Origin of the sequence: Acinetobacter sp. ANC 3813 (assembly GCF_002135435.1) — a bacterium.
GTDB lineage: Bacteria > Pseudomonadota > Gammaproteobacteria > Pseudomonadales > Moraxellaceae > Acinetobacter.
In genome coordinates this window covers 23,209-45,139 of the sequence record NZ_NEGK01000019.1, presented here as the reverse complement: position 1 = coordinate 45,139, position 21,931 = coordinate 23,209, and the positions used below count along the sequence as shown (strand labels likewise).

22 protein-coding genes are annotated in these 21,931 nt (G+C 46.4%); 5 read left to right on the top strand and 17 right to left on the bottom strand.

Going from position 1 to position 21,931, the window contains the following annotated elements; all coding sequences use genetic code 11:
- Positions 1 to 305 precede the first annotated feature (305 nt).
- Both B9T34_RS18575 and B9T34_RS18570 read left to right on the top strand, forming a co-directional pair.
- On the top strand, positions 306 to 1,595 hold the full coding sequence (locus tag B9T34_RS18575) for a glutamate carboxypeptidase (RefSeq protein WP_086214611.1): 1,290 nt from the start codon (positions 306 to 308) through the stop codon (positions 1,593 to 1,595).
- 144 nt (positions 1,596 to 1,739) lie between these two features.
- Positions 1,740 to 2,150 carry a hypothetical protein gene (locus B9T34_RS18570; RefSeq protein WP_228147484.1) on the top strand — a complete coding sequence of 137 codons (411 nt, stop codon included), beginning with the start codon at positions 1,740 to 1,742 and terminating at the stop codon, positions 2,148 to 2,150.
- 209 nt (positions 2,151 to 2,359) lie between these two features.
- Here the strand turns inward: B9T34_RS18570 and B9T34_RS18565 are convergent, their stop codons facing one another.
- The 5 genes from B9T34_RS18565 to ribF form a co-directional block, all read right to left on the bottom strand.
- The gene (locus B9T34_RS18565) at positions 2,360 to 2,899 is read right to left on the bottom strand and encodes an NADPH-dependent FMN reductase (protein ID WP_086214610.1); all 540 of its coding nucleotides are present in this window, start codon (positions 2,897 to 2,899) and stop codon (positions 2,360 to 2,362) included.
- Between the two features lie 163 nt (positions 2,900 to 3,062).
- On the bottom strand, positions 3,063 to 3,545 hold the full coding sequence (locus B9T34_RS18560; protein ID WP_086214609.1) for an FKBP-type peptidyl-prolyl cis-trans isomerase: 483 nt from the start codon (positions 3,543 to 3,545) through the stop codon (positions 3,063 to 3,065).
- Positions 3,542 to 4,078 (bottom strand): signal peptidase II, encoded by a 537-nt coding sequence (gene lspA, locus B9T34_RS18555; protein ID WP_086214608.1) that lies wholly within the window; start codon positions 4,076 to 4,078, stop codon positions 3,542 to 3,544. The genes B9T34_RS18560 and lspA overlap by 4 nt, the downstream gene beginning before the upstream one ends.
- Positions 4,071 to 6,917: an isoleucine--tRNA ligase gene (gene ileS / locus B9T34_RS18550; protein ID WP_086214607.1), complete on the bottom strand. Its 2,847-nt coding sequence runs from the start codon at positions 6,915 to 6,917 to the stop codon at positions 4,071 to 4,073. The genes lspA and ileS overlap by 8 nt, the downstream gene beginning before the upstream one ends.
- Positions 6,918 to 6,981: 64 nt before the next feature.
- Positions 6,982 to 7,983 carry a riboflavin biosynthesis protein RibF gene (ribF, locus tag B9T34_RS18545; RefSeq protein WP_086214606.1) on the bottom strand — a complete coding sequence of 334 codons (1,002 nt, stop codon included), beginning with the start codon at positions 7,981 to 7,983 and terminating at the stop codon, positions 6,982 to 6,984.
- 197 nt (positions 7,984 to 8,180) lie between these two features.
- On the opposite strand from ribF, the gene B9T34_RS18540 reads away from it, so the two are divergent.
- From B9T34_RS18540 to B9T34_RS18530, 3 genes are all read left to right on the top strand, one after another.
- On the top strand, positions 8,181 to 9,317 hold the full coding sequence (locus B9T34_RS18540; protein ID WP_086214605.1) for a TDT family transporter: 1,137 nt from the start codon (positions 8,181 to 8,183) through the stop codon (positions 9,315 to 9,317).
- Positions 9,318 to 9,563: 246 nt separating this feature from the next.
- The gene (locus tag B9T34_RS18535) at positions 9,564 to 10,640 is read left to right on the top strand and encodes a Rieske 2Fe-2S domain-containing protein (protein ID WP_086214604.1); all 1,077 of its coding nucleotides are present in this window, start codon (positions 9,564 to 9,566) and stop codon (positions 10,638 to 10,640) included.
- 78 nt (positions 10,641 to 10,718) lie between these two features.
- Positions 10,719 to 11,285 (top strand): 5'-nucleosidase, encoded by a 567-nt coding sequence (locus B9T34_RS18530; RefSeq protein ID WP_086214603.1) that lies wholly within the window; start codon positions 10,719 to 10,721, stop codon positions 11,283 to 11,285.
- 75 nt (positions 11,286 to 11,360) lie between these two features.
- Here the strand turns inward: B9T34_RS18530 and B9T34_RS18525 are convergent, their stop codons facing one another.
- The 12 genes from B9T34_RS18525 to B9T34_RS18475 form a co-directional block, all read right to left on the bottom strand.
- Positions 11,361 to 11,981, bottom strand: coding sequence for a TetR/AcrR family transcriptional regulator (locus B9T34_RS18525; protein WP_086214602.1), 621 nt, complete (start codon positions 11,979 to 11,981; stop codon positions 11,361 to 11,363).
- A gap of 347 nt (positions 11,982 to 12,328) precedes the next feature.
- Positions 12,329 to 13,129 (bottom strand): ABC transporter ATP-binding protein, encoded by an 801-nt coding sequence (locus B9T34_RS18520; protein ID WP_086214601.1) that lies wholly within the window; start codon positions 13,127 to 13,129, stop codon positions 12,329 to 12,331.
- Between the two features lie 14 nt (positions 13,130 to 13,143).
- Positions 13,144 to 13,959: an aliphatic sulfonate ABC transporter permease SsuC gene (gene ssuC / locus B9T34_RS18515; protein ID WP_086214600.1), complete on the bottom strand. Its 816-nt coding sequence runs from the start codon at positions 13,957 to 13,959 to the stop codon at positions 13,144 to 13,146.
- Positions 13,959 to 15,128, bottom strand: coding sequence for an FMNH2-dependent alkanesulfonate monooxygenase (ssuD, locus tag B9T34_RS18510; RefSeq protein WP_086214599.1), 1,170 nt, complete (start codon positions 15,126 to 15,128; stop codon positions 13,959 to 13,961). The genes ssuC and ssuD overlap by 1 nt, the downstream gene beginning before the upstream one ends.
- A 37-nt stretch (positions 15,129 to 15,165) precedes the next feature.
- Entirely contained in the window at positions 15,166 to 16,161 is a 996-nt protein-coding gene (locus B9T34_RS18505; protein WP_086214598.1) for an aliphatic sulfonate ABC transporter substrate-binding protein, read from the bottom strand.
- 32 nt (positions 16,162 to 16,193) lie between these two features.
- Positions 16,194 to 17,147, bottom strand: coding sequence for a sulfonate ABC transporter substrate-binding protein (locus B9T34_RS18500; protein ID WP_086214597.1), 954 nt, complete (start codon positions 17,145 to 17,147; stop codon positions 16,194 to 16,196).
- Positions 17,148 to 17,479: 332 nt separating this feature from the next.
- The gene (gene argA / locus B9T34_RS18495) at positions 17,480 to 18,826 is read right to left on the bottom strand and encodes an amino-acid N-acetyltransferase (protein ID WP_086214596.1); all 1,347 of its coding nucleotides are present in this window, start codon (positions 18,824 to 18,826) and stop codon (positions 17,480 to 17,482) included.
- A gap of 144 nt (positions 18,827 to 18,970) precedes the next feature.
- Positions 18,971 to 19,357 carry an RcnB family protein gene (locus B9T34_RS18490; RefSeq protein WP_086214595.1) on the bottom strand — a complete coding sequence of 129 codons (387 nt, stop codon included), beginning with the start codon at positions 19,355 to 19,357 and terminating at the stop codon, positions 18,971 to 18,973.
- A gap of 226 nt (positions 19,358 to 19,583) precedes the next feature.
- The gene (locus B9T34_RS18485) at positions 19,584 to 19,985 is read right to left on the bottom strand and encodes an RcnB family protein (RefSeq protein WP_086214594.1); all 402 of its coding nucleotides are present in this window, start codon (positions 19,983 to 19,985) and stop codon (positions 19,584 to 19,586) included.
- 274 nt (positions 19,986 to 20,259) lie between these two features.
- A complete protein-coding gene (locus B9T34_RS18920) occupies positions 20,260 to 20,415 on the bottom strand; it encodes a hypothetical protein (RefSeq protein ID WP_171265248.1) in 156 nt (51 codons plus the stop codon).
- Between the two features lie 190 nt (positions 20,416 to 20,605).
- Positions 20,606 to 21,025 (bottom strand): hypothetical protein, encoded by a 420-nt coding sequence (locus tag B9T34_RS18480; RefSeq protein WP_086214593.1) that lies wholly within the window; start codon positions 21,023 to 21,025, stop codon positions 20,606 to 20,608.
- 142 nt (positions 21,026 to 21,167) lie between these two features.
- Positions 21,168 to 21,914 carry a YciK family oxidoreductase gene (locus B9T34_RS18475; RefSeq protein ID WP_086214592.1) on the bottom strand — a complete coding sequence of 249 codons (747 nt, stop codon included), beginning with the start codon at positions 21,912 to 21,914 and terminating at the stop codon, positions 21,168 to 21,170.
- Positions 21,915 to 21,931 lie beyond the last annotated feature (17 nt).

Below are 21,931 nucleotides of genomic sequence, written 5' to 3'. Positions count from 1 at the left end.
ATTACTATAAAAGTAAAGAGATAAAGTGAATAGTGTCTATTTTCTGCTTGTGATGTAAGCCAAAGCGTACAAAAACTCAGAATTCATCTTTAACGGTCTAATTAGATTTTAGATGTGCTTTAAATCTGAAATCAAATTGGACTAAGCAGATATACTGCACTGATGCATCGTGTCAAAAGCCTCCAAGCTGACTGAGCCTCAAAGAACTGTATGTGTTACATATTTTTCGATTAATTGATTGAATAGTGTACTAATTTATCAGACATTAAAAAATCATAATGAAAAATATACAGGGAATGGCGTTCATGTTAAGCACCTTAAAAAGTAATCGGAATACATCAGTACTGCCTTGGGCGCTCGGCTGTGCGTTGACATTGGCAGCATCTGCAAGCTGGGCAGCATCACCGCAAGAGATCAAAAAAATTGCCGAAAGTCAGAAGCAGAGTTATTTAGAAACCCTCAAAACACTGGTGAATATTGAATCTGGCAGTAAGGATATTGAGGGATTAAATCAGATTTCTAAGGTGGTGGCAGCGCAGCTGGAAGCGGCAGGTGCTGAAGTCAGTGTGATTCAGCCCAAAGAAATCATGAAGCTGGATGGTGCGCCAGACCAGACAGGACCGATTGTGAAAGCTGTTTTAAACGGTAAAGGCAAAAGCAATATTATGCTGCTGGCACACAATGATACGGTATATCAAAAAGGCCAGCTGCAGGGGCAGCCATTCCGCATAGAGGGAAACAAAGCTTATGGTTTGGGTATTTTGGATGATAAGCAGGGTGTGGCTGGAGTGATACATGTGCTCGACATGCTGAAACAGCTGAAATATCAGGATTATGGAACCATAACCGTGCTGATTAACTCAGATGAAGAAATCAGTTCGCCAGGTTCGCGTCAGTTGATTATGGATACTGCAAAAAATCAGGATGTAGTGCTGTCTTTTGAAACGGGCGGCTTAGATGGAAGTTTGATGCTGGCCACCAGCGGTATAGGCGCGGCTTATTTAGATATTAAAGGCCGCGGCGCACATGCGGGTGTGAAACCTGAAGCAGGGGTGAATGCGCTGACTGAATTGGCTTTTCAAATTCAACAATTAGAAAATTTATCTAATCCTAAAACAGGTCTAAAACTAAATTGGACGGTGGCGACGGCAGGAAAAACCCGCAATGTTATTCCAGATCAGGCCAGTGCTCAGGCAGATGCACGTTCTTTAAAACCGCAGGACTTTGCAACTTTGGAAAAGACCTTACAGCAAAAAGTCCAAACCAAAAAGCTGGCAGAAAGTCAGGTTGATGTGAAATTTGAAGTACGCCGTCCACCGCTGGAAGCCAGTGCACAGGCAAAGAAATTAGCAGCTCAGGCGCAGCAAATTTATAAAAACGAGCTGAACTTGCCAATGAAAGTTGAAACCACAGCTTGGGGCGGCGGTACAGATGCGGCATTTGCAGGTGTGACCTCTAAAGCGGCCATTATTGAAGGTATGGGCATGTCTGGAGATGGCCTGCATTCGGATAAAGCAGAATATATTTTGACGGATTCTATTGTGCCGCGATTATATTTGGTGACCCGTTTAATTGTCGAAAGTTCTAAACCGTAGGACAGTAGAACACCTGCTGTGAAACATTGAGCCTTTAACGTTTTGCGTTAAGGGCTCAAATTATCTGAAATGTACCTTTAATTAATTACGAGAAGAATGCTGATATAGTTGAAGTAATGACATAAGGTAAGTGCATAAATAAGAATGAAATTTAAAAGTTTTTTAATAGCTATATTTATGACAATTTGTTCTGTTCAGAGTAGTGCTTATACTTTATCTAATTATGAATGCATTATTCATGAAATGTCGGATGATTCTAGTATTCATGATTCCATAAAAAAACACTATATCAATGAAAGATTTTATGTAGATCGAATAAGTGGTAGGGTGAGTGGAATACTCCAAAATGACTATGTTAATGCTCCGATTGTGATCGACTTAGGTTCGTTAAATAATAGTTTTAAGGCAGTTGGCTATCTGAAAATTCATGAAGGTGCTGGTGTTGGCAGTAATCTTTATGCACTTAACATTGCAGAATTTGAAGAAGGTAATAATAAGCCGTTTACATATATGGATAACTCAAAAGTTTTTCGTGGATTATGTAAGCATCATTAAAAAAGCCCCGACATCCTGTCGGGGCTTCTTTAAATTCAGTTCCGCGGTATAACTCCTGTCGTACCGTACGCTTCCTGCGTTTGATTGCTTATTATTGTTGTTTTAAGCTTCAGAGACTTCCTGTCTCCTGATGATTCTCATAATAAGTAAACTATGAATAAGTGAAAAGTGGCGATTTTCCCCATTCATTGTAAGCTTAGGATTACAGCCTATTGCACATATTGGATCAGCTTATCGACGGCTGCTTTCAAAGCTTGCTCATCAAAGCTGTTGGCCTCGAACTGTTCCGCAGAATTTCGGGCAAAAATATCACGGATTTCAATCACAGCATTGCTGTCAATTAGGCCCAGCTGAGTTGCAACTTGGCGGATCTGGTCTATAGAGCGTGAACCATTGGTGCCACCATAACTGATATAGGCTGCCGGTTTTCCTGACCATTCTTTGCCAATATAGTCCAATGCATTTTTCAGTGCAGGGCTGTAGCCGTGGTTATATTCGGGGCTGATAAAAATAATAGCATCGGCATGGGAGATTTTATCTGCCCATTCCTGCTGTTTTGGCTGATCATAAATGCCAGTCAGCGGGGGATGCGCACCTGAAAAAAATGGCAAATTCCATGCTTTTAGATCGACAATTTCACTTTGAACTGTATTGAAGCCATAACTTTCAATGGATTGCTGCACCCAATTGGCGACTTTAATCGCTGTGCGGCCTTCACGCACACTGCCGACAATAATATATATTTTCATAATGATTCCGTGTTTATTGGTTATATAAGTTGTTCTTTACGCTGCTGTGTTTAAATTAAGATGTTTATGCTGCTGTGCCTATAAGCAAATTGTATCCGAGGCATGCGGCTGGCATTTAGGCATAAAAAAAGCCCTTTAAGGGCTTTTTAGTGTGAAGCAGGAATTACATGATTTTCACGCCTTGCTGGCCAGCAGGCGTCACTTTGAAGATTTCGACTTCAAAAGTAATGTTTTTGCCGGCAAGCGGATGGTTGAAATCCACTTCAGTAATGTCTTCACCGACAGTTTGAATCACACCAAACAAGCTTTGTTTGGCTTTGTCTTCAAATTCGATCATGTGGCCGACCACCGGTGCAGGATCAAATTTAACGGTATCAAACTTCTGTACGTTTTCTGGATTCCAAGGACCAAAAGCATCTTCAGGCGGTAGGCTGACTGTGCGGCGGTCGCCAGCGCGCAAGCCAAATAGCGCCTTTTCAAAGCCTGGCAATAAGCTGCCATCGCCCATCACCAAGCTGACAGGTTCAGCACGGCTGCGGGTATTGTCAATTTCTACGCCATTTTCAATGGCCACAGAAAAGTGTAGATCCACTTTAGAACCGCCTTCGATGCGGGTTTCTTCGCTGGGATTAATTATTTCAGTCATTTTTGCGCTTCCGCACGCTGAATACGCTGCTTCTCTAAGAAGAAGGTATCGATCAACAATAAAATAGTGCCAAGAGTAATGGCGCTGTCTGCAATATTAAAAGCAGGGAAGTGGCTGTTGTTGTAGTACACATGAATAAAATCGACCACATAGCCTAAAGCGACGCGGTCAATTAAGTTGCCAATTGCGCCGCCTAAAATTAAGGCAATCGCGATCGGCAGCACTTTCACGGTTTTTGGCATGCGCATCAGCCAAAATACAAAAATTACAGACACTAAACCTGCCAGTGAGGTAAAGAAATAACGCTGCCATCCGCCGGCGTCGGACAAGAAACTGAACGCTGCGCCATAGTTATGCAGCAGTGTCCAATTTAAAAAAGGCATTACAGGCACAGGATCTGCATAATTCAGATGCGTGCTCGCAATCCATTTGGTCCATTGATCTAAGATGATGGCCACAATGGATAAACCGACCCACACTAAATTGTGCGGGTAAAATTGGAATAAGCCCTTTTTTTCTTGCGGATTAGGCATATTTTCTCTCTTCGCCTTGACCTGTAGGAAGGTTAATAATACAACGAGAACAAAGACCTGGATGTTCGTGATGTGTATTCACATCAGGAAGCACATGCCAGCAGCGCGCGCATTTTTCGCCGTCTGCAGCAGAAACTTTAACGTTCAAGCCTTCCAGATCAGACGCTTCACCTTGCGCTGCATCAAAGTCATTCACAATCACTTGAGATGTAATCAGGACAAAACGAAGTTCATCGCCCAATTTATCTAGAACTGTTTTCAGCTCGCTTGATGCCCAAAGCTCAACTTTTGCAGACAGGTTTGAACCTACAGTTTTCGCTGTACGCGCAGCTTCAATGAATTTGTTCACTGCAGATTTTACAGAAATCAGGGTTTGCCATTCTGCTTCAGACACTGCATTGGCAGTTGAAGCCACAGGAATGTCATACCATTCTGCTGTAAATACGTATTTCTCTGATTGTTCAGGAATCAGCGGCCACGCTTCTTGAGCCGTGAAGCTTAAGATTGGCGACATCCAGCGCACGAATGCTTGTACCAAGTGATACAGTGCAGTCTGCGCAGAATGGCGCGCTGCAGAGTCCGCTTTGGTGGTGTATTGACGGTCTTTGATGATGTCTAAGTAGAAACCGCCCAAGTCGTTAATACAGAAGTTGGTCAAAGCATTGGTCACGATATGGAAGTTCATATCTTCATAAGCTTGCTGAATAGTTTTTTGCACGTCTGCAGCACGCTGCAAGATGTATTGATCAAGCGCAATCAATTGATCCACAGGAAGCGCATCAGTCGAAGGTTTGAAACCATTCAAGTTTGCCAGCAAGAAACGCAGCGTGTTACGGATACGGCGGTAACCGTCAGATGCACGGCTAAAGATTTCTTTACCTGCGGTCATTTCATAGCGGTAATCCGCAGATGCGATCCAGAAACGTAAGCCGTCTGCACCCATATCTTTAATGATGTCTTGCGGAGTGATCACGTTGCCGATGGATTTCGACATTTTACGGCCTTTTTCATCCACCACAAAACCGTGAGTCAATAAGCCTTTGTATGGCGCGCGTTCATTGATGGCAATAGACGTCAGCAATGAAGACTGGAACCAGCCGCGGTGCTGATCTGAACCTTCAAGGTACAAATCGGCTGGATCAGTCAATTCTTCGCGTTCGCGAAGCACTGCAAAGTGTGTTGTACCTGAGTCAAACCATACATCTAGGGTGTCACGCACTGCGTTATAGCACTCTGCATCATCGCCAATAAACGCTGCTGCATCGCGGTTATACCAGCCATCAATACCTTCCTGTTCGATCAGTTTTGCAACTTCTTCGATGAGTTCAGGTGTGCGCGGGTGCAGTTCGTTCGTGTCTTTATGCACGAAGAATGGAATTGGCACGCCCCAAGTACGCTGGCGTGAGATACACCAGTCTGGACGGCCTTCAATCATTGATTGAATACGGTTTTTACCCCAATCCGGCACAAAGCTGATGTCATTTTCAATCGCATTCAGCGCTTGATTACGCAAGCCTTGCGCATCCATGCTGATGAACCATTGCGGCGTCGCACGGAAGATAATTGGCGTTTTATGGCGCCAGCAATGCGGGTAGCTATGCTTGATTGGCACATGCGCCCAAAGCTTATTGCTTTCAGACAAGGCAGCAATAATTTGAGGATTGGCTTTGTAAATGTGTTCGCCGGCAAAGATTGGCGCAGTTGGCAAATATACGCCGTTGCCGCCCACTGGATTATCCACTTTCAGGTTGTACTGCAGGCCAACTTTATAGTCGTCCACACCATGGCCGGGCGCAGTATGTACCGCACCAGTACCGCTGGTAGCAATCACGTGCTCACCCAAAATTACTGGCACTTGGCGATCAGTAATCAGCGGATGCTGCAGCACTAAGTTTTCAAGTTTTGCGCCAGCAAAATCAGCCAGAACGGTAAACGCTGCAAAGCCGTAGCGTTCAGTTGCAGACTGAACCAGATCTTTGGCTAAAATCAGATTTTGCGCAGCTTTATTTTCACCAGTTGCTTGAACCAATTGGTATTCAATGTCTGCATGCAGGGCAACCGCTTGGTTGGCAGGCAATGTCCACGGCGTGGTTGTCCAGATCACGATGTCAGTTGAGTTTTTAACCTCTACACCTAAACGTGCAGATAAATCGGCAAGATCTACAACGGTAAAGCCAACATCAATCGCGTCAGATTTTTTATCTTCGTATTCAACTTCCGCTTCAGCCAATGCTGAACCGCAGTCCAGACACCAGTTCACAGGTTTTAAGCCCGGCTCAATATGGCCCGCTTTAGCAATCGCGCCTAGTGAGCGCACAATGTCCGCTTCCTGCTTGAAGTTCATGGTCAGGTATGGGTTGTCCCAATCACCAAACACGCCCATACGCACGAAGTCTTTCTTTTGCAGTTCAACTTGAGTGTAGGCATATTCACGGCATGCTTTACGGAAAGTAGAAGCATCCACTTTCACGCCCACTTTACCGACTTTTTCTTCGACTTTCAGTTCAATCGGTAAGCCGTGACAGTCCCAGCCCGGTACATACGGGGCATCAAAACCATCCATCACACGGCTTTTAATGATGATGTCTTTGAGAACTTTGTTAACGGCATGGCCCAAGTGAATTTGACCATTTGCGTATGGAGGGCCGTCATGAAGCACATATTTTTTCTTGCCAATACGCGACGCACGAATCTGCTGATAAATGTTGTCGGCATACCACTCTTCCAACCATTTCGCTTCACGTACTGCGAGATTTGCTTTCATTGCAAATTCAGTACCTGGGAGGTTTAGCGTGGCTTTATAATCCACTGCATTTTCAGGAGTTTGCTTATCGCTCATGCAAGTTGTCTTCCAATTTAATCAGCTGTTTGACTGACGCGTTTTACATAAAAAATTTGGGATATTAAAAGGGAAATTGGGGATGATTCTGACGAAACTCAAGCAGTTTCTCCACATCATCATCAATTCCAGCTTTTAAGGCTTCAAGCGAAGGGTAGTTCTTTTCGCCGTGTAAATAGTTTAAGAACGTGACCCGCATTAACAGGCCATACAGATTAGCAGAAACATCAGGAAAATGTACTTCTAATCGCCATTCGGGATGTTCCTGCGCAATGGCAGGGCGGGTACCGACATGGCCTGCGCCAAAAAGCGCGCTTGGCGCATAGCCGGCAATGCCGTTTTTATCTGAACATTCGTTTTGCACTTTGTCTTTTAAAGACAGGGTTTCGCAGATGACTTCAACGCCGTAAATGCCGTGCAGGCAAGGCTTGTGGCGGTTCAGGCGCACATTGATGGTTGGGAAATTAATGGTGCGGCCAATCTGGTCGCCGTATTGCACGCGGCCAGTAATGCTGTAAGGACGGCCTAAGAGTTTAGCGGCATGCGCCAAATCACCTTCCTGTAAGGTTTTACGGAGGAGGGTTGAACTGACGCGTTCGCCATTGACTTCAATGTTTTGCAGATCTTCAACATGAAAACCGTAGCTGCGTAAAAACGCGCTGTTGCCTTGGCGGTTTTTGCCAAAATGATGATCTTCGCCGAGTACGAGGCTTTGCGTATTGAGTTTTGTTTTTAAAATTTCAGCAAATTCTTCGGCACTGAGGCTGCGAAAAGCATTATCAAATTTGGCGACGACAATGTAGTCCACACCCAGTTCACTGAGGTATTCGACTTTTTCACGCAATGAGCTGATGCGCGGCGGCGCTTCGTAGCCTTTGAAATATTCCAGCGGCTGCGGTTCAAAAATCATTACCGCCGTTTTTAAATTCTGCTGCTGCGCAAGGGCCTGAAGCTGGCTGATCATGGCTTGATGACCCAAATGCACCCCATCAAAATTGCCAATGGTCACAGCAGTTTTGGGTAATTGAAAATCAGGCGCTAAAGCATTCAGGCGGAGCAGCTTCATGGGCGAATTAATACGTTGAAAATTTGTAAGGGCTATATATTGCCATAATCTCACAGTTTCGTCTTGCTGTTGTGTTTTTACTCAATATTTTTATTTTTAAATAATTAATATTGATATATTTAACAAATATAAATCAGTTTTACTTATTAATATGCTGCTTTAAAATAAGCTGAATTACTTTTGAAGAGCAGAATATGATGAAAAAGCCATTTTATCAGCTGGCGCAAAAGCAGGATCTGATTCGTCATTTTACCCCAAACTGGTTCACTGTGGTGATGGGCACGGGCATTTTGGCGGTGATTTTGCCTGAATTTCCATTTGCCAAACATTTGCTGTGGCAGCTGGGCGCATCGCTCTGGCATCTCAATACTCTGCTCTTCTTGGTGTTTTCTGCATTGTATGCGGCGCGTTGGCTGCTGTACCCGCAGGAAGCAAAACAGATTTTTAATCATCCCGTCATGTGCATGTTTTTAGGTGCAATTCCTATGGCGCTGGCGGCAGTCATTAACGGCCTATTGAAATTCGGCTTGCCGCTGTATGGTGAGGTTGTGCTCAAGCTGGCGCAGTATTTATGGTATGCAGATGCGCTGATGGCGCTGGTGATTGCATGGGCGGTGCCATTTTTGATGTATAGCCGCCAGCAGCATGTACTGCACAGCATGACAGCGGTGTGGCTGCTGCCTATTGTGGCGTGTGAAGTGGCTGCAGCATCAGGGGCTTTACTGCTGCAGCACCTGACCGCAGGTATGCAGAGCGTATATATTCTGCTGAGCTGTTATGTGCTTTGGGGTATTTCTGTGTTACCTGCTTTTGCTGTACTCACCATTCTCATGCTGCGTTTGGCGCTGCATCAGCTGCCGTCTAAGGATATGGCCATCAGCAGCTGGCTGGCGCTAGGGCCTATTGGTACAGGGGCATTGGCCTTGCTGCTTTTAGGGGCGGAAGCGCCGCGGATTTTGGCGCACAGCGCGTGGGGCGCTACGGGTATATTTCTGCAGCAGGCTGGTTTTCTAGCGGCACTCATGCTGATTGGTTTTGGGCTTTGGTGGCTGGGTATTGCTGTACTGACTTCTTTAAAACATGCAGCTGCAGATTTGCCCTTTAACTTAGGATGGTGGGGCTTAACCTTTCCCTTGGGGGTATTTACGCTTGCCGTGCTGAATTTGGCGGCGCAAACGCAATTACCTGCGGTCTATGGCTGTGCCTATACTTTGGCAGCAGTACTGGCCCTGCTATGGGGCATAGTGCTCAGCAAAACCTTAAAAGGCTTTTATCAAGGGCAGCTGATCTTCTCACCGTGCTTAAAAGCATATTTGGAACAGCGCGCCGATTAATTGAAATATCGCTGCATCTAGGGCCTGCATTTTTTATATTCTTTAGAATATTGAGTTGAAAGCAGGCTTTTTGCTATGTCATTACAGCAAGGTATTGACCGAATTTGCACAATTTAAAATTTGTACGCTATTCAGCATTTTTTTGAAGCTGATAAAATACGCGCATTATTTCGGCAGTGCGGTGTGCTGCCGATCAAGGAAAATAATCAATAAAAAATTAATTAAAAAAATTAAGGCGGAAAAAGGATGTGTGAAAAAACTCGATTTTGGGATGAGGCCCAAGGATTGCTGGAAGAATGGTATGTGGCCTGCACATCAAAAGAGCTTCAAGCAGATCGGCCTTATGCCGCCACTATTTACGGTAAAAATATTGTGCTGTTCAGGCAAAAGAATGGTCAAGCTGCGGCATTGCTGGATCAATGCGTACACCGCGGTGTGCCGCTGTCTGCCGGCAGCATGAAAGATGGCTGTGTGCGATGCCCTTATCATGGCTGGTCCTATCAGGGCGATGGCCATGTCGCGCATATTCCCAGTGTGAATGGAAAATTTTTCCCTGACAAGCCGCATCCGTTTAAACAGCGCAGTTTTGATGTCTGTGAACAGGATGGTGTGATTTGGCTCTATTTGGGTGAAAAGCCACCTTCAGAACGCCCTGAAGTATTTAAACTGCCATTTTATGACCGCGCAGGCTGGGTCAGCTATTACATGGCAGGTACTTACGACGGAGAAATGGGCGCAGTGGCGCAAAATATTATGGATGTCACCCATACCATATTTGTGCATGCAGGCTGGTTCCGTTCTGAGTCTGGTAAACAGGTGGATGCCACCATAGACGTTGAAGCGCGCAAAGTGGTGGTGGAATACCATGATCATGAGGCGGATGTCGGCATGATGCCTTGGCTGACTAATCCGCATGGCGCCGAGCAAGTTCACCGCGACAGCTATATTGCGCCGAATATTACCTTGGTGGAATATCACTGGGGTGAGCCTTCAGGCATGGTGTTTAACAGTTTAATTACCCCAGTCGGGCCGTTTGAGTCACGGGTCTATACCTGTGTCAGCTACAAATTTCCGATTCCAAATCTGCTGTTAAAAGCGCTGCGCCCAGCTGTAAATGTGTATACCTGGGTGGTGAACAACCAGGACATTAAAATTTTGTCGACGCGCCGTAAAGGTTTGGAACATATGCCGATGACCCATCAGCACAGTGTACGCGGCGATATGGCGCACATTGCCTTAGAAAAAATGATTGAATCGCTGCGCCATGAACAGCCGCTGGCGGCATCGATTTTAGGCAAGCGGCCGATGCAATTCCAAATTTAGCCCATAAAAGCTGCAATCATTTGAGGCAGGCGCGGCAGGTTTGTGCTATATGCATGTCAAACAGATATGGAGAGGCACATGAGCCAAGAACTTGCTTTGATGATGGCGCTGCCGAACGAGTCCAAGGGCCTATTTGAACAGGCGGGCATCGAGGTGCATTACAGCGGCATTGGCAAAGTGAATGCCGCCTTTAAAGCTTTTGATGTGATTCAAAAAACGGGCTGCACAACTTTGCTAAACTTAGGCACAGCAGGCAGTTCGCATTTTGACGCGCACGCCTTGGTTGAAGTCACGCAATTTGTGCAGCGTGATATGGATGTTTCACCCTTGGGCTTTGCCGTGGGCGTGACGCCCATGGACCATGATCATCCTGCAGAAATTGCTTTGGACGGCTATTTTCAGCATTTGCCCAAAGGGATTTGTGGGACAGGGGACAGCTTTGAAACAGGCCTGCCGAAAGTGCCATGCAATTTGGTGGATATGGAAGGCTATGCGATTGCCAAAGTTTGCAAAAAGCTTGGCGTGCGTTTGGTGTCGGTGAAATATATTACAGATGGCGCCAATGATACTGCGCATTTAGATTGGGAAGAGAATTTGCTGCTGGGCGCCCGGAAATTGCTTGAGCTATACCAAACGGTAAAATGATAGGATTGGGAAAGAGGGTTCGGCGGCCATAGCGGGTCTATGGCCGTATGCCAAATTTCTGCATTGCCGCAGAAATTATTTTGCGTCGCGGGGGATGGCGCCGTATAGCATCAAATGCACAGAGTGCTGAACGACACGCTGCAGCATGCTGCGGTTACGCAGGGTTTTGCCGGTCACCATTTCCATTTGCGTTGCAAAGTCTGCATAGTTTTGCGTTACAGCCCAAATATTCAAAATGAACAGCTCAGGGTCAATTTCTTTTGAAATTTTGCCTTGCTCTTGCCACATGGCAATCACTTTAGCTTTACGCTTCACCAGCTTTTTCAGCGGACCTTTCAGAATTTCCAAAATATGCGGCGCACCTTGAATGACTTCCAATGCAAATAAACGCGAAGCTTTCGGCTGGGTGCGCGAGACTTCAATTTTTTGCATTAAGTAATTGGTGATCGCTTCTTCCGGTTCTAAATCACTTTCCAGCGTTTGCAGCGGCGCGAGCCATTTTTGCAGCACTGTGGTCAGCACTTCAACATACAGCGCTTCTTTATTTTCGTAATAATAGAAAATATTCGATTTATGCATTTCTGCAATTTGCGCGATTTCGTCTAGGCTGGCACCGTTAAAACCGTAAAGGGAAAAAACGTCTAGCGCAGCATTCAACAGCTGGTGCCGTTTTTGTGTACTCTTTTTTTGTTCCATTAGCACTCTAAAACATGAAAAAAAGGGGAATGGACAATTGTACGGCAAATCATCAGATTTGTGCACAACCAAAACTTGTAATTTTATGACTTATGACGATTTATTTTTAAATGAACACTTAAATTAAAAAGAATTGCGCTTTGAAAATCAAATTAAAAATGTAATAAAACGATGCAAAGCATATTTTATAAATTATTTTGGCTCATCGCTTTGATCTAGTATGAAGCTGCGTATTTTAAGTATTTAAAAGATGATGTGATGAGGGGCGTCTGTGCAAGGCTGCAGCAGAGGAGGGTGCGCCCTAAAATATCCAATGTAGAAGATATTTTAAGGCTTAAAAATTTGCATTAGGTGGCTAATACGGCATTCAGCACTTTTTGTTCCAGCTCTGCAAAGGCAGGGCTCTTTTGGCGCGGGCGCGGTAAATCTACTTTGAATTGTGAAGCGATATGCCCCTTATCCAGCAGAATAATACGGTCCGCCAATTGCACTGCTTCGCTGACATCATGCGTAACCAAAATGGCGGTAAAGCCTTGTTCAGTCCACAGTTTTTCAATCAGGCTCTGCATGTCTAAACGGGTCAGGGCATCCAGTGCGCCCAGCGGTTCATCCAGCAGTAATATCCGCGGCTTATGAGATAGGGCGCGGGCCAGTGCAGTGCGCTGACGCTGACCGCCAGACAGCTGCGTAGGCCATAGCCCAGCTTTTTCTTTCAGGCCGACTTTTTCCAGCATTTCTGAGGCATTGGCATGTTCTTCTTTGCCTAAGCCCAATTGCACATTTTGTTCAATGTTGCGCCATGGCAGCAGGCGCGGATCTTGGAACATCACGCGAATATCGTCGGAGGTGATGCCTTCGCGGATATGGCGTGCAGATTTGAATTTGATTTCGCCATAGCTGGGCTGTTCCAAATCGGCGATCAAGCGCAGCAGGGTACTCTTGCCGCAGCCGCTGCGCCCGACGATGGCTAGAAACTCACCCGGCTGAATGTTCAGGTCTAAATCTTCCAGCACTTTAACGCTGCCATAAAACTTGTGCAGCTGCTCAATATGAATTTCCGCACCCAGCACAGCATGCGGGTTAATGTCTGCTACAGCGCCTGCTGCGGAATGGCCATCGGCAAGACGGCTTATGCTTAAATCAGTCATCTGATGCTCCTGAATTATTTTTGGTAGCCTGAATGCCAGCGCAGCAGGTATTTTTCTAAAGAGACGGCTAAGACATCGGCCAGCTTGCCCAGCAGGGCATACAGTAATATGCCGACCAGTACGATATCGGTCTGTAAAAATTCACGCGCATTCATGGTCATATAGCCAATGCCAGCTTGAGCGGAAATGGTTTCCGCGACAATCAGCAGTACCCAAACAAGGCCTAAAGAAAAACGCAGGCCGACTAAAATAGACGGCATAGCCCCAGGCAAAATAATTTCTCTATACAGCTGCCAGCGGGTCAGGCCATAACTTTTGCCCATCTCAATCAGCTGCGGGTCTACCGAGCGGATGCCATGATAGGTGTTGATGTAAATGGGAAAAAATACCCCAATGGCCACCAAGAAGAGTTTTGCGCTTTCATCAATACCAAACCATAAAATGACCAGTGGAATCAGCGCCAGCGCTGGGATGTTGCGGATCATTTGCAGGGTGGTATCCAGCAAATTAGAGGCAATTTTAGACGAGCCGTTGAGTAAGCCCAGAAGCAGCCCTAAACCGCCGCCAATGAATAAGCCAATTAAAGCGCGGCCCGCACTGACTTTGACATGGCGCCAAAGTTCGCCGCTGACCAGCAAATTCCAAAAGGCGCTCACTACGGCACTGGGCGCAGGCAAGATGCGGCTTTGCAAGAGGCCTGTTACAGAAGCAATTTGCCAGATTAAAATGAGTGCAACTGGAACCAGCCAAGGCAGCAAACGCTGCCCGAACTGTGTTCCACGTGAAACCCTCTTTTCATTGAGGGCTTCAGCCGAAACTGTTTTGGACATTAAGCCGGCTCCTGACGTTTGACTTTGTTTTCATCCGGTGTGTAGTTGTTGGCAACAATTTCACCGAATGGGCCAGTCAGGTTAGGCTGGGTCAATTTTTTCTGCGTTTCCAGCGGCAACAGCGGGAAGACCAATTCTGCAAAGCGGATCGATTCTTCTAGGTGTGGATAGCCTGAGAAAATAAAGGTGCCAATTCCTAGGTCAGCATATTCTTGAATACGGGCCGCAACAGTCTCTGGGTCGCCAACCAGCGCTGTGCCTGCACCGCCGCGCACGAGGCCCACACCAGCCCATAAGTTAGGTGAAACTTCGAGTTTGCTACGGTCGCCATTATGCAGTTCCGCCATGCGGCGCTGGCCCACAGAGTCCATGGTTTTAAATTTGGCTTGCGCAGCCGCAATGGTTGCATCATCCACATATTGGATCAGCTCTTCCGCTGCTTGCCATGCTTCTTCATTGGTTTCACGAACAATCACATGCAAGCGGATACCGTAATTTAAGGTACGGCCTTTGGCTTCTGCTCGCGCCTTTACCACGGCAATTTTTTCTTTAACGGCTGCAGGCGGTTCACCCCAAGTTAAATAGGTATCGACTTGAGAGGCAGCCAGTTCGATCGCATCTTCTGAAGAACCGCCAAACCATAGCGGCGGGTAGGGCTGCTGTACAGGCGGATATAGTAATTTAGCATCATCTACACTTAAGCGTTCGCCGTGGAAGGTGTAGCTTTCACCTGTATGCGAGCGTTGTAAAATTTCACGCCAGATGGTGGTGTATTCTGTGGCAGTTTTATAGCGGGTCTGATGATCTTCATACAAGCCATCACCTTTGAGCTCTTGCTCGTCACCGCCAGTCACCAAGTTGAGCAATACGCGGCCATTGGACAGACGGTCAAAGGTTGCCGCCATGCGCGCAGCTAAGGCAGGGGTGGTTACACCTGGGCGCAGCGCGACTAAGAATTTTAAGCGTTTAGTGGCATCGATTAGGCTGGCTGCGGTCAGCCAAGGATCTTCACATGAACGTCCGGTCGGAATCAGAACGCCTTCATAGCCTAGGTTATCTACGGCAACGGCAATCTGTTTCATATAGGCATGGTCTACAACGCGTGCGCCTTTGCTGGTGCCTAAGTAGCGGCTGTCGCCATGTGTCGGGATAAACCAGAAAATTTTCATGTGATATTCCTTAAATTTAAATGATCTTGCTCGGTGATCAATGAGATGCAGGCGGAGTCCAGACAATTGGCTGGACATGAAGTGTGTTTGGAATCAGTTTGAGTTTGAAAAACTCGTCCGCAATGTTCTGCTGGGCTTGAATGACCTCAGCACTGAGCGGTTGAATCGGCGCTGGTTTTACGCGGCGTTCAAAGGCTTTTTTCGCCACTTCTGGCGCCAAACCTGTATTTTTTTGATAGATGTCTAAGGCCACTTGCTGGTGGCTGACAATCCATTGGTCGGACTCATTCAGCGCTTTTAAAATGCTAGCCGTTGCCTGAGGATGCGCCGCTATGAATTTAGGATTGGCCATATAGAACGCATAGGTTTTGTCAAAGTCACCCGTTTGCGTAATCACGCGGGCTTGACCCTGAACCTCAGCAGCAGCCAAAAATGGATCCCAAATGGCCCAAGCATCGACGGACTGTTTGTCAAAGGCTGCACGGGCATCAGCTGGCGGCAGCCAAATAGGCTGAATATCGGCCCAAGTCAGGCCTGCTTTGGCTAAAATTTTGGATAGAAATTCATGCGCATTGGAGCCTTTTTGCAGGGCAATACGCTTACCTTTTAATTGGCTGATATTTTGAATTGGGCTTTGCGGGGGCACGACCAAGGCCAAGCTCTGATCGCCATAAACTTCATAGCCCACGTAATTCAGATCTTTGCCTGCTGCCTGCGCAAAAATGGGCGGTGTATTGCCGACCGCGCCATAATCTACAGCGCCTACAGCCAAAGCTTCCAGCAGCTGCGGGCCAGCAGGAAACTCTTTCCACTCGATTTGGGCATGCGGAAACTGCTGTTCTATTAATTTTTCATCCCGCGCCACCAGCAATGTTAAAGATGACTTTTGAAAGCCAATCCTGACTTTTTTGAGATCATCTTTGGCTGCGGTTTCGGTATTCGAATTTTGCACAGCATTTTCTTTTTGGCAGGCGCTCAGCGCAAGGCTTAGCGTGACCAGTCCAAGAGATGTGATGGTTTTGATGTGCTTCATCGTGATACCTGCTTATTTTTATAAAAAGAGCGCTATTTAATAATGGCCGCATCAATATTGAGTTTCTGCGGAATCAGTTTTTGTTCATAAAAGGCATCCGCGACTTGCTGCTGATGCTGAATAATTTTTGGCGACAGCGGCGTTACACCGAAGCTCATGCGTGCAATGGAGTTTTTGAGTATGGTGAAATCCAAGCCTGTTGGCTTTTCCAGCAACTTGGCCGCATCATCTTGATGCGATTTCACCCATTGCGTGGATAGATTCAGCTCGTTGACCACAGCTTGAATGACCTGCGGGTGCGTTTCTGCAAATTTGCGGTCGGCTAGGTAGAATTGGTAGTTGTTCACCAGTTTCTCGCCATCGGCAATGACGCGGGCGCCAATTTGATGTTCTGCAGCAGACAGGAACGGATCCCAAATGACCCAAGCATCGACTGCGCCTTTTTCAAATGCTGCGCGGGCATCTGAAGGCGGCAGATAAACCACGTCAATATCACTGAGTTTTAAGCCATTGGCTTCCAGTACTTTCAGCAGCAGGTAGTGCACATTTGAGCCTTTATTCAGCACCACACGCTTGCCTTTTAAATCGGCTACAGACTGAATCTTGGAATTTTTTTGCACAATCAGCGCTTCCGCTTTAGGCGCGGCAGGCTGATTCGCCACATACACTAAATTTGAGTTGGCAGCTTGCGCAAAAATTGGCGGCGCTTCACCCGCTTCACCAAACACCACGCTGCCCACATTTAAACCTTCCAGCAGCTGCGGGCCAGCAGGGAACTCGACCCATTTCACCGTTACATTTTGCTTTTTCAGGGCTGTTTCCAGTACGCCGCGTTCTTTAACAATCGGCAGCATGCCGTATTTTTGATAGCCAATATTGAGCGTTACGGTTTCTTCAGCTTGCTGTTTTGAACAGCCGCTGAGCATCATGACAGCTGCAGCCGCTGAAGCCAGAGTAAGGTATTTTGTGCGGTTGCGAATGTTCATGAATGCAAGCCCCTAATCAAAAAGTGCAGGATAAAAATGGAATGAAAATACGGTAATGATTTTTCTTATTCAAAAAAAATAAGAAAAAATGAGTTTCTCATGAAGAAAAAAGATAAATAAAAAAGTGCAAAGCTTAGTGCTTTAGACGAAATGCAAAAAATATTAGAGTTGTATTGTTGTTTTATTAACTATATGAAAATTATGGATTAATTTGATAAAGCATAAATTGGGATAAGCATATCGAATGAATGGATAATCAAGTGCGCTGTTTTAAGAGCCATTTGTGCATAAGCATAGTAAAAATTGAGATATGCAAAAATAAAAAAACCGCATTAAAGCGGTTTTTTACAGACCAGAGAATTGCGCTGGTAGTTGTATAGTGCCTGTCTGGCATTGGGGAGGTCATCGACACTGGCTTGTTCAAAACCTTGCTCTAAGAACCAGTGCGCTGTGCGGGTGGTCAGAATAAACAGCTGCTGCAGGCCAAGGGCGCGGGCTTTATCTTCCAAATAATGCAGAATTTGGCTGCCGCGGTTGGATTTGCGGTAACTTGGATGCACCGCGACACAGGCAATTTCAGCAGAGCGCAGTTCGCCTTCGGCCGCAGGAATCGGGTACAGCGCCGCGCAGGCTAAAATCGTGCCGTCACGTTCAATCACGGCAAAATGTTCAATTTCATTTTCCAGCCGCTCACGAGAACGGTAAACCAAAATGCCCTCTTCCTCCAGCGGGCGCAGCAGGCTGATCAGGCCGCCGACATCCTGAATATTGGCGGTGCGCACATCTTCATAATGCGCATCGGTAATCATGGTTCCCGAACCGTCACGGGTAAACAGCTCTTCAACCAGCGCGCCGTCATAGGCGTATGAAATTAAGTGCACACGGTGCACGCCTTGCAGCGATGCGGTTTTGGCGCCTTGCAAATGCAGCGCGATATCAGGGTTTGAGTCCTGATACTGCAAGATGTGGCGGTCCAGCTGATGCGGCGCGACCTCACGCTGCAGCTGGCCGTGTTCATTTAAGAGGCCATGCTGTTTTCCTAGAAAAATCAGTTTATCGGCTTTTAGGCTGATAGCGGTTTTGGTGGCGACTTCTTCCGCCAGCAAATTAAAGACTTCGCCCGTCGTGGAATAGCCAGTCGGTCCGAGCAGCACAATATTCTGACTGTCCAAATGGCGCTGTATGGCGTCGGTATCTACTGAGCGGACTTCACCAGAAAGCTGGAAATCAACGCCGTCTCGGATGCCATAGGGTTTGGCGGTAATCAGATTGCCGGAGACTACGTCTATGCGCGCGCCGTACATGGGCGAGTTGGCCAGTCCCATTGACAGCAGCGCTTCGATTTGCAGACGGATGGAGCCAGCAGCATTCATTACGGCACTTAAGGATTCGCGCGTGGTGATGCGGCGGTGATTATGAAAAGGGGTTTGCAGCTGGCTGGCTTTTAAATTTTGATTGATTTGCGGGCGCGCGCCATGCACCAGAATCAGCCGGATGCCTAAGGAATGCAGCAGGGCAATATCATGAATAATATGCTGAAAATTTTCATGCTGCACGGCTTCGCCGTCAAACATCAGGACAAAACTTTTGCCGCGGTGCGCATTGATGTAGGGTGCAGAATGCCGAAACCAATGCACGTATTGCAACGTTGTGCTGTCTGATGGTTCTGCCGGATTCATCTGCATGCTGATCTCTAGATTAAACTGTTTTTTAGATTCTAATCAAAAAATGGCAAGCTGACAGAAGAATTATGCTTTAGATGAAAAAAAACACCTGAACGGGGGCTTCAGGTATTTGCAGGAAGGGATTTATTGATAGCGCGATTATCCCATGATGCGCAGAATACGGTTAGAGCGTTCATTCACCAGAACATAATCACCATTCACTTTGTACCACTGCTGGTAGCGTCCTGTATTGGGCAAGCGGCGCGCTTCACGGTCGCTGACTTTGTAGCGTGATGAATCATAAGCGCGCGGCAGCGATTGGCCGACACGCCATTGGCGGCTTGGATTTACACGGCTGTCATTCCATTTTTTGCTGTCATAGCGGTTATTATCATGACCGCGGTCATTCCAGCGCTGGTCTTGATGATTTTGGCTATACGCTGCGTTATAGCGGCGGTCATCATTGCGGTGGTCAGGCGCGGCCATAGCGGAAGTTGCAATTAGTCCAGTCAAAGCCAATACAGTTGCAGATAAAACTTTTTTCATTGCGGTCACCTTAATACTGCTGAAGCAGGTTTATTTCGATAGATTTAAATTAGCGGGAAAGAGCAGAGAAAGCGTGAGCGCAATTTAGTTGAATTGTGTACTTTATGGAGGAAAAGCGAAGCTGTGTAACTGGGCTGAATGCTTTTTATACTGCGGGTTTGAAGAAATGAAAGGCATAAAAAAGCCCAGATGAATCTGGGCTGATGAACAGACATTTAATAGGTATTTATAAACCGAGAATCCGCTGAATGCTGTTGTTTTCGGAATTAATCAAAATATAGTCATTGTTGATTCTATACCATTGCTGATTACGGCTTGGTTTTGGCAGGTCATAATCTTTGTAATCCACTTTATAGCCATCACCGCGGTAATGCTGCGGCATGACATAGCCGGTCTGCCACTTATGCTGCTGCAGGCGCTGCACACCGCGTTCTTCACGCATGCGGCGCTTGTCCTGATTGCGGTCTTCGCCGTCAAATTCGCGGGAATCACGGCCTTTTTTGCCTTGATTATAATTGCGCGGATGGTCGTAGCCGCTGTCTTTGTCAAAGTGAGGCGCAGCAATGCTTAGACTGCTGGTCATCAAAGCACTGAAAGAAATAGCTAGAACAGCCCAAATCTTTTTCATGTTGAATCCTCATAGGAACAATTTATTTTCATTACAGCTACTGTACGCAAAAAATGCAGAGAAACTGTGAAGATAGTTGGCGAATTTTTTAAATAAAATGCAGAAAATACGAATATTATATTTTCAACGCGGCAGTTTTATCGTTCAGTTGCTTATTTTTCGGCAAAGTTTGGCGAGATGCAAGTGCCGCGTATGAATTTTTCTTTGGATTTGCCCAGATGAAAAGCGCATTGCTGTGCGCTTTTTTATAAGTCAGCTCGCAGCCGCCTTTGGCTTAATTCCATTGTTCGGTTAATCGCAATAAAGAATGGACCGCTGCTGCGACAGATTCTGCCTCTGCTACATTGTCTAATGCATCAATTAAATTATGCGTCAGCTGTAATGATTCAATTGAACGGATTGTTTCGTGTTTTCGGTGCAGATCAGCCATTTTTAGTCTCCCTGTGCAGCTTTGCTGTGTAATGCAGAGGAGCATAGAAGAGAAATATGAATCTATAAAACCGAATAATTTTATAAAAATAATCTAAAATTACGATTTTAATATATCCAAGGCTTTTACACAAAAGCAAAGGCTTATCGAAATAAGCCTTTTTGGAATGCCGCGTAGTGCATGTAATAGATTAATAAGCGTAATTCAGGTCGGTATAGTCGCTGAGTGATTTAGCCAGATGCGCTTGAATAAATTCACGCACATCATCCACGCTCATTGGTTCGCCTTGTTTGCTAATGATGTGTTCCATCGGCTGCTGGCCAGAAGCCGTAATTTTATAGACAAAGTTTTTAGCTGCTTTGAAGCGGTTAGCTTCTTTGATGATGCCTAAGGTGTAGCTGTAGGCATGTTCAAAGTTGAGATCGGTATGGGAAAAGATAAATTGCTCAAACAGTTTGACGCTTTGGCCGGTACTGAGCGCTTTTAATTCTTCCGCAATACTGGGATCAAACTGCATGCCGTATTTTTCAGACAGCGGCTGGCCATCAATCAGCAGGCTGATCATGCCGTCTTCAGTCGGGGTTACGGTAATATTGCTCAAGTCAGACATGACGCTCTCAGTGCTTCAAAATATTTGGCACTAAGTATCCGCATATTGCATAGAATTTCAAGGCTGCTTTGGCATGAGGGAAAATACACGCAATAAAAAAGGAAGCCAGCGCCTCCTTTTTTAATCGTTTTACATCTGTTTTTTAGTCTTGTGCATCGATGCTTTGACCATTCATCTGCAGGCTGTCATCACCCATGAGGTATAAATAGGCCGGCATAATCTGCTCTGGTGTAAGCAGTGTTTTTGGATCTTCTTCTGGATAGGCCTTGGCGCGCATTGCAGTGCGGGTCGCGCCAGGGTTGATGCAGTTGAAGCGGATATTCGGATGCACATTTTCTTTGGCAAACAGCGTGCTCACAGCTTCAATGGCAATTTTAGATACTGAGTAAGCGCCCCAGCGCTCGCGCGCTTCACGCCCTACGCCTGAACTGGCAAAAACCACAGACGCGTTCTCCGATTTTTGCAGCAGCGGCATCAGTTCCTGCGTCAAAATAAAGGGTGCGCGCAAGTTGACGGCCATCACATCATCCCAAACATCAACAGGGTAGTGGGCCAGTTCTGTGCGTTCTCCTAAGATGCCGGCATTATGCAAAATGCCGTCCAAACGGCCAAATTGGCGTTCTAATGTATCGACCAGCAATTCATAATCGCGAGATGAGGCGCTGGACAGCTGCAATGGCAAAATTGCCGGCTGAGGCGCGCCTAAGCCTTCAATTTCATCATAAATCACTTCCAGCTTATTCAGGGTACGCCCATGCAGCACCACTGTAGCGCCATGCAGCGCATAGCTGAGCGCCGCAGCGCGGCCAATACCGTCGCCCGCACCTGTAATCAGGATGATGCGATCTTTCAGCAGATCGGGGCGAGGCTGATATTCTGAATATTTCATGCTAAGCCTCCTCGTTT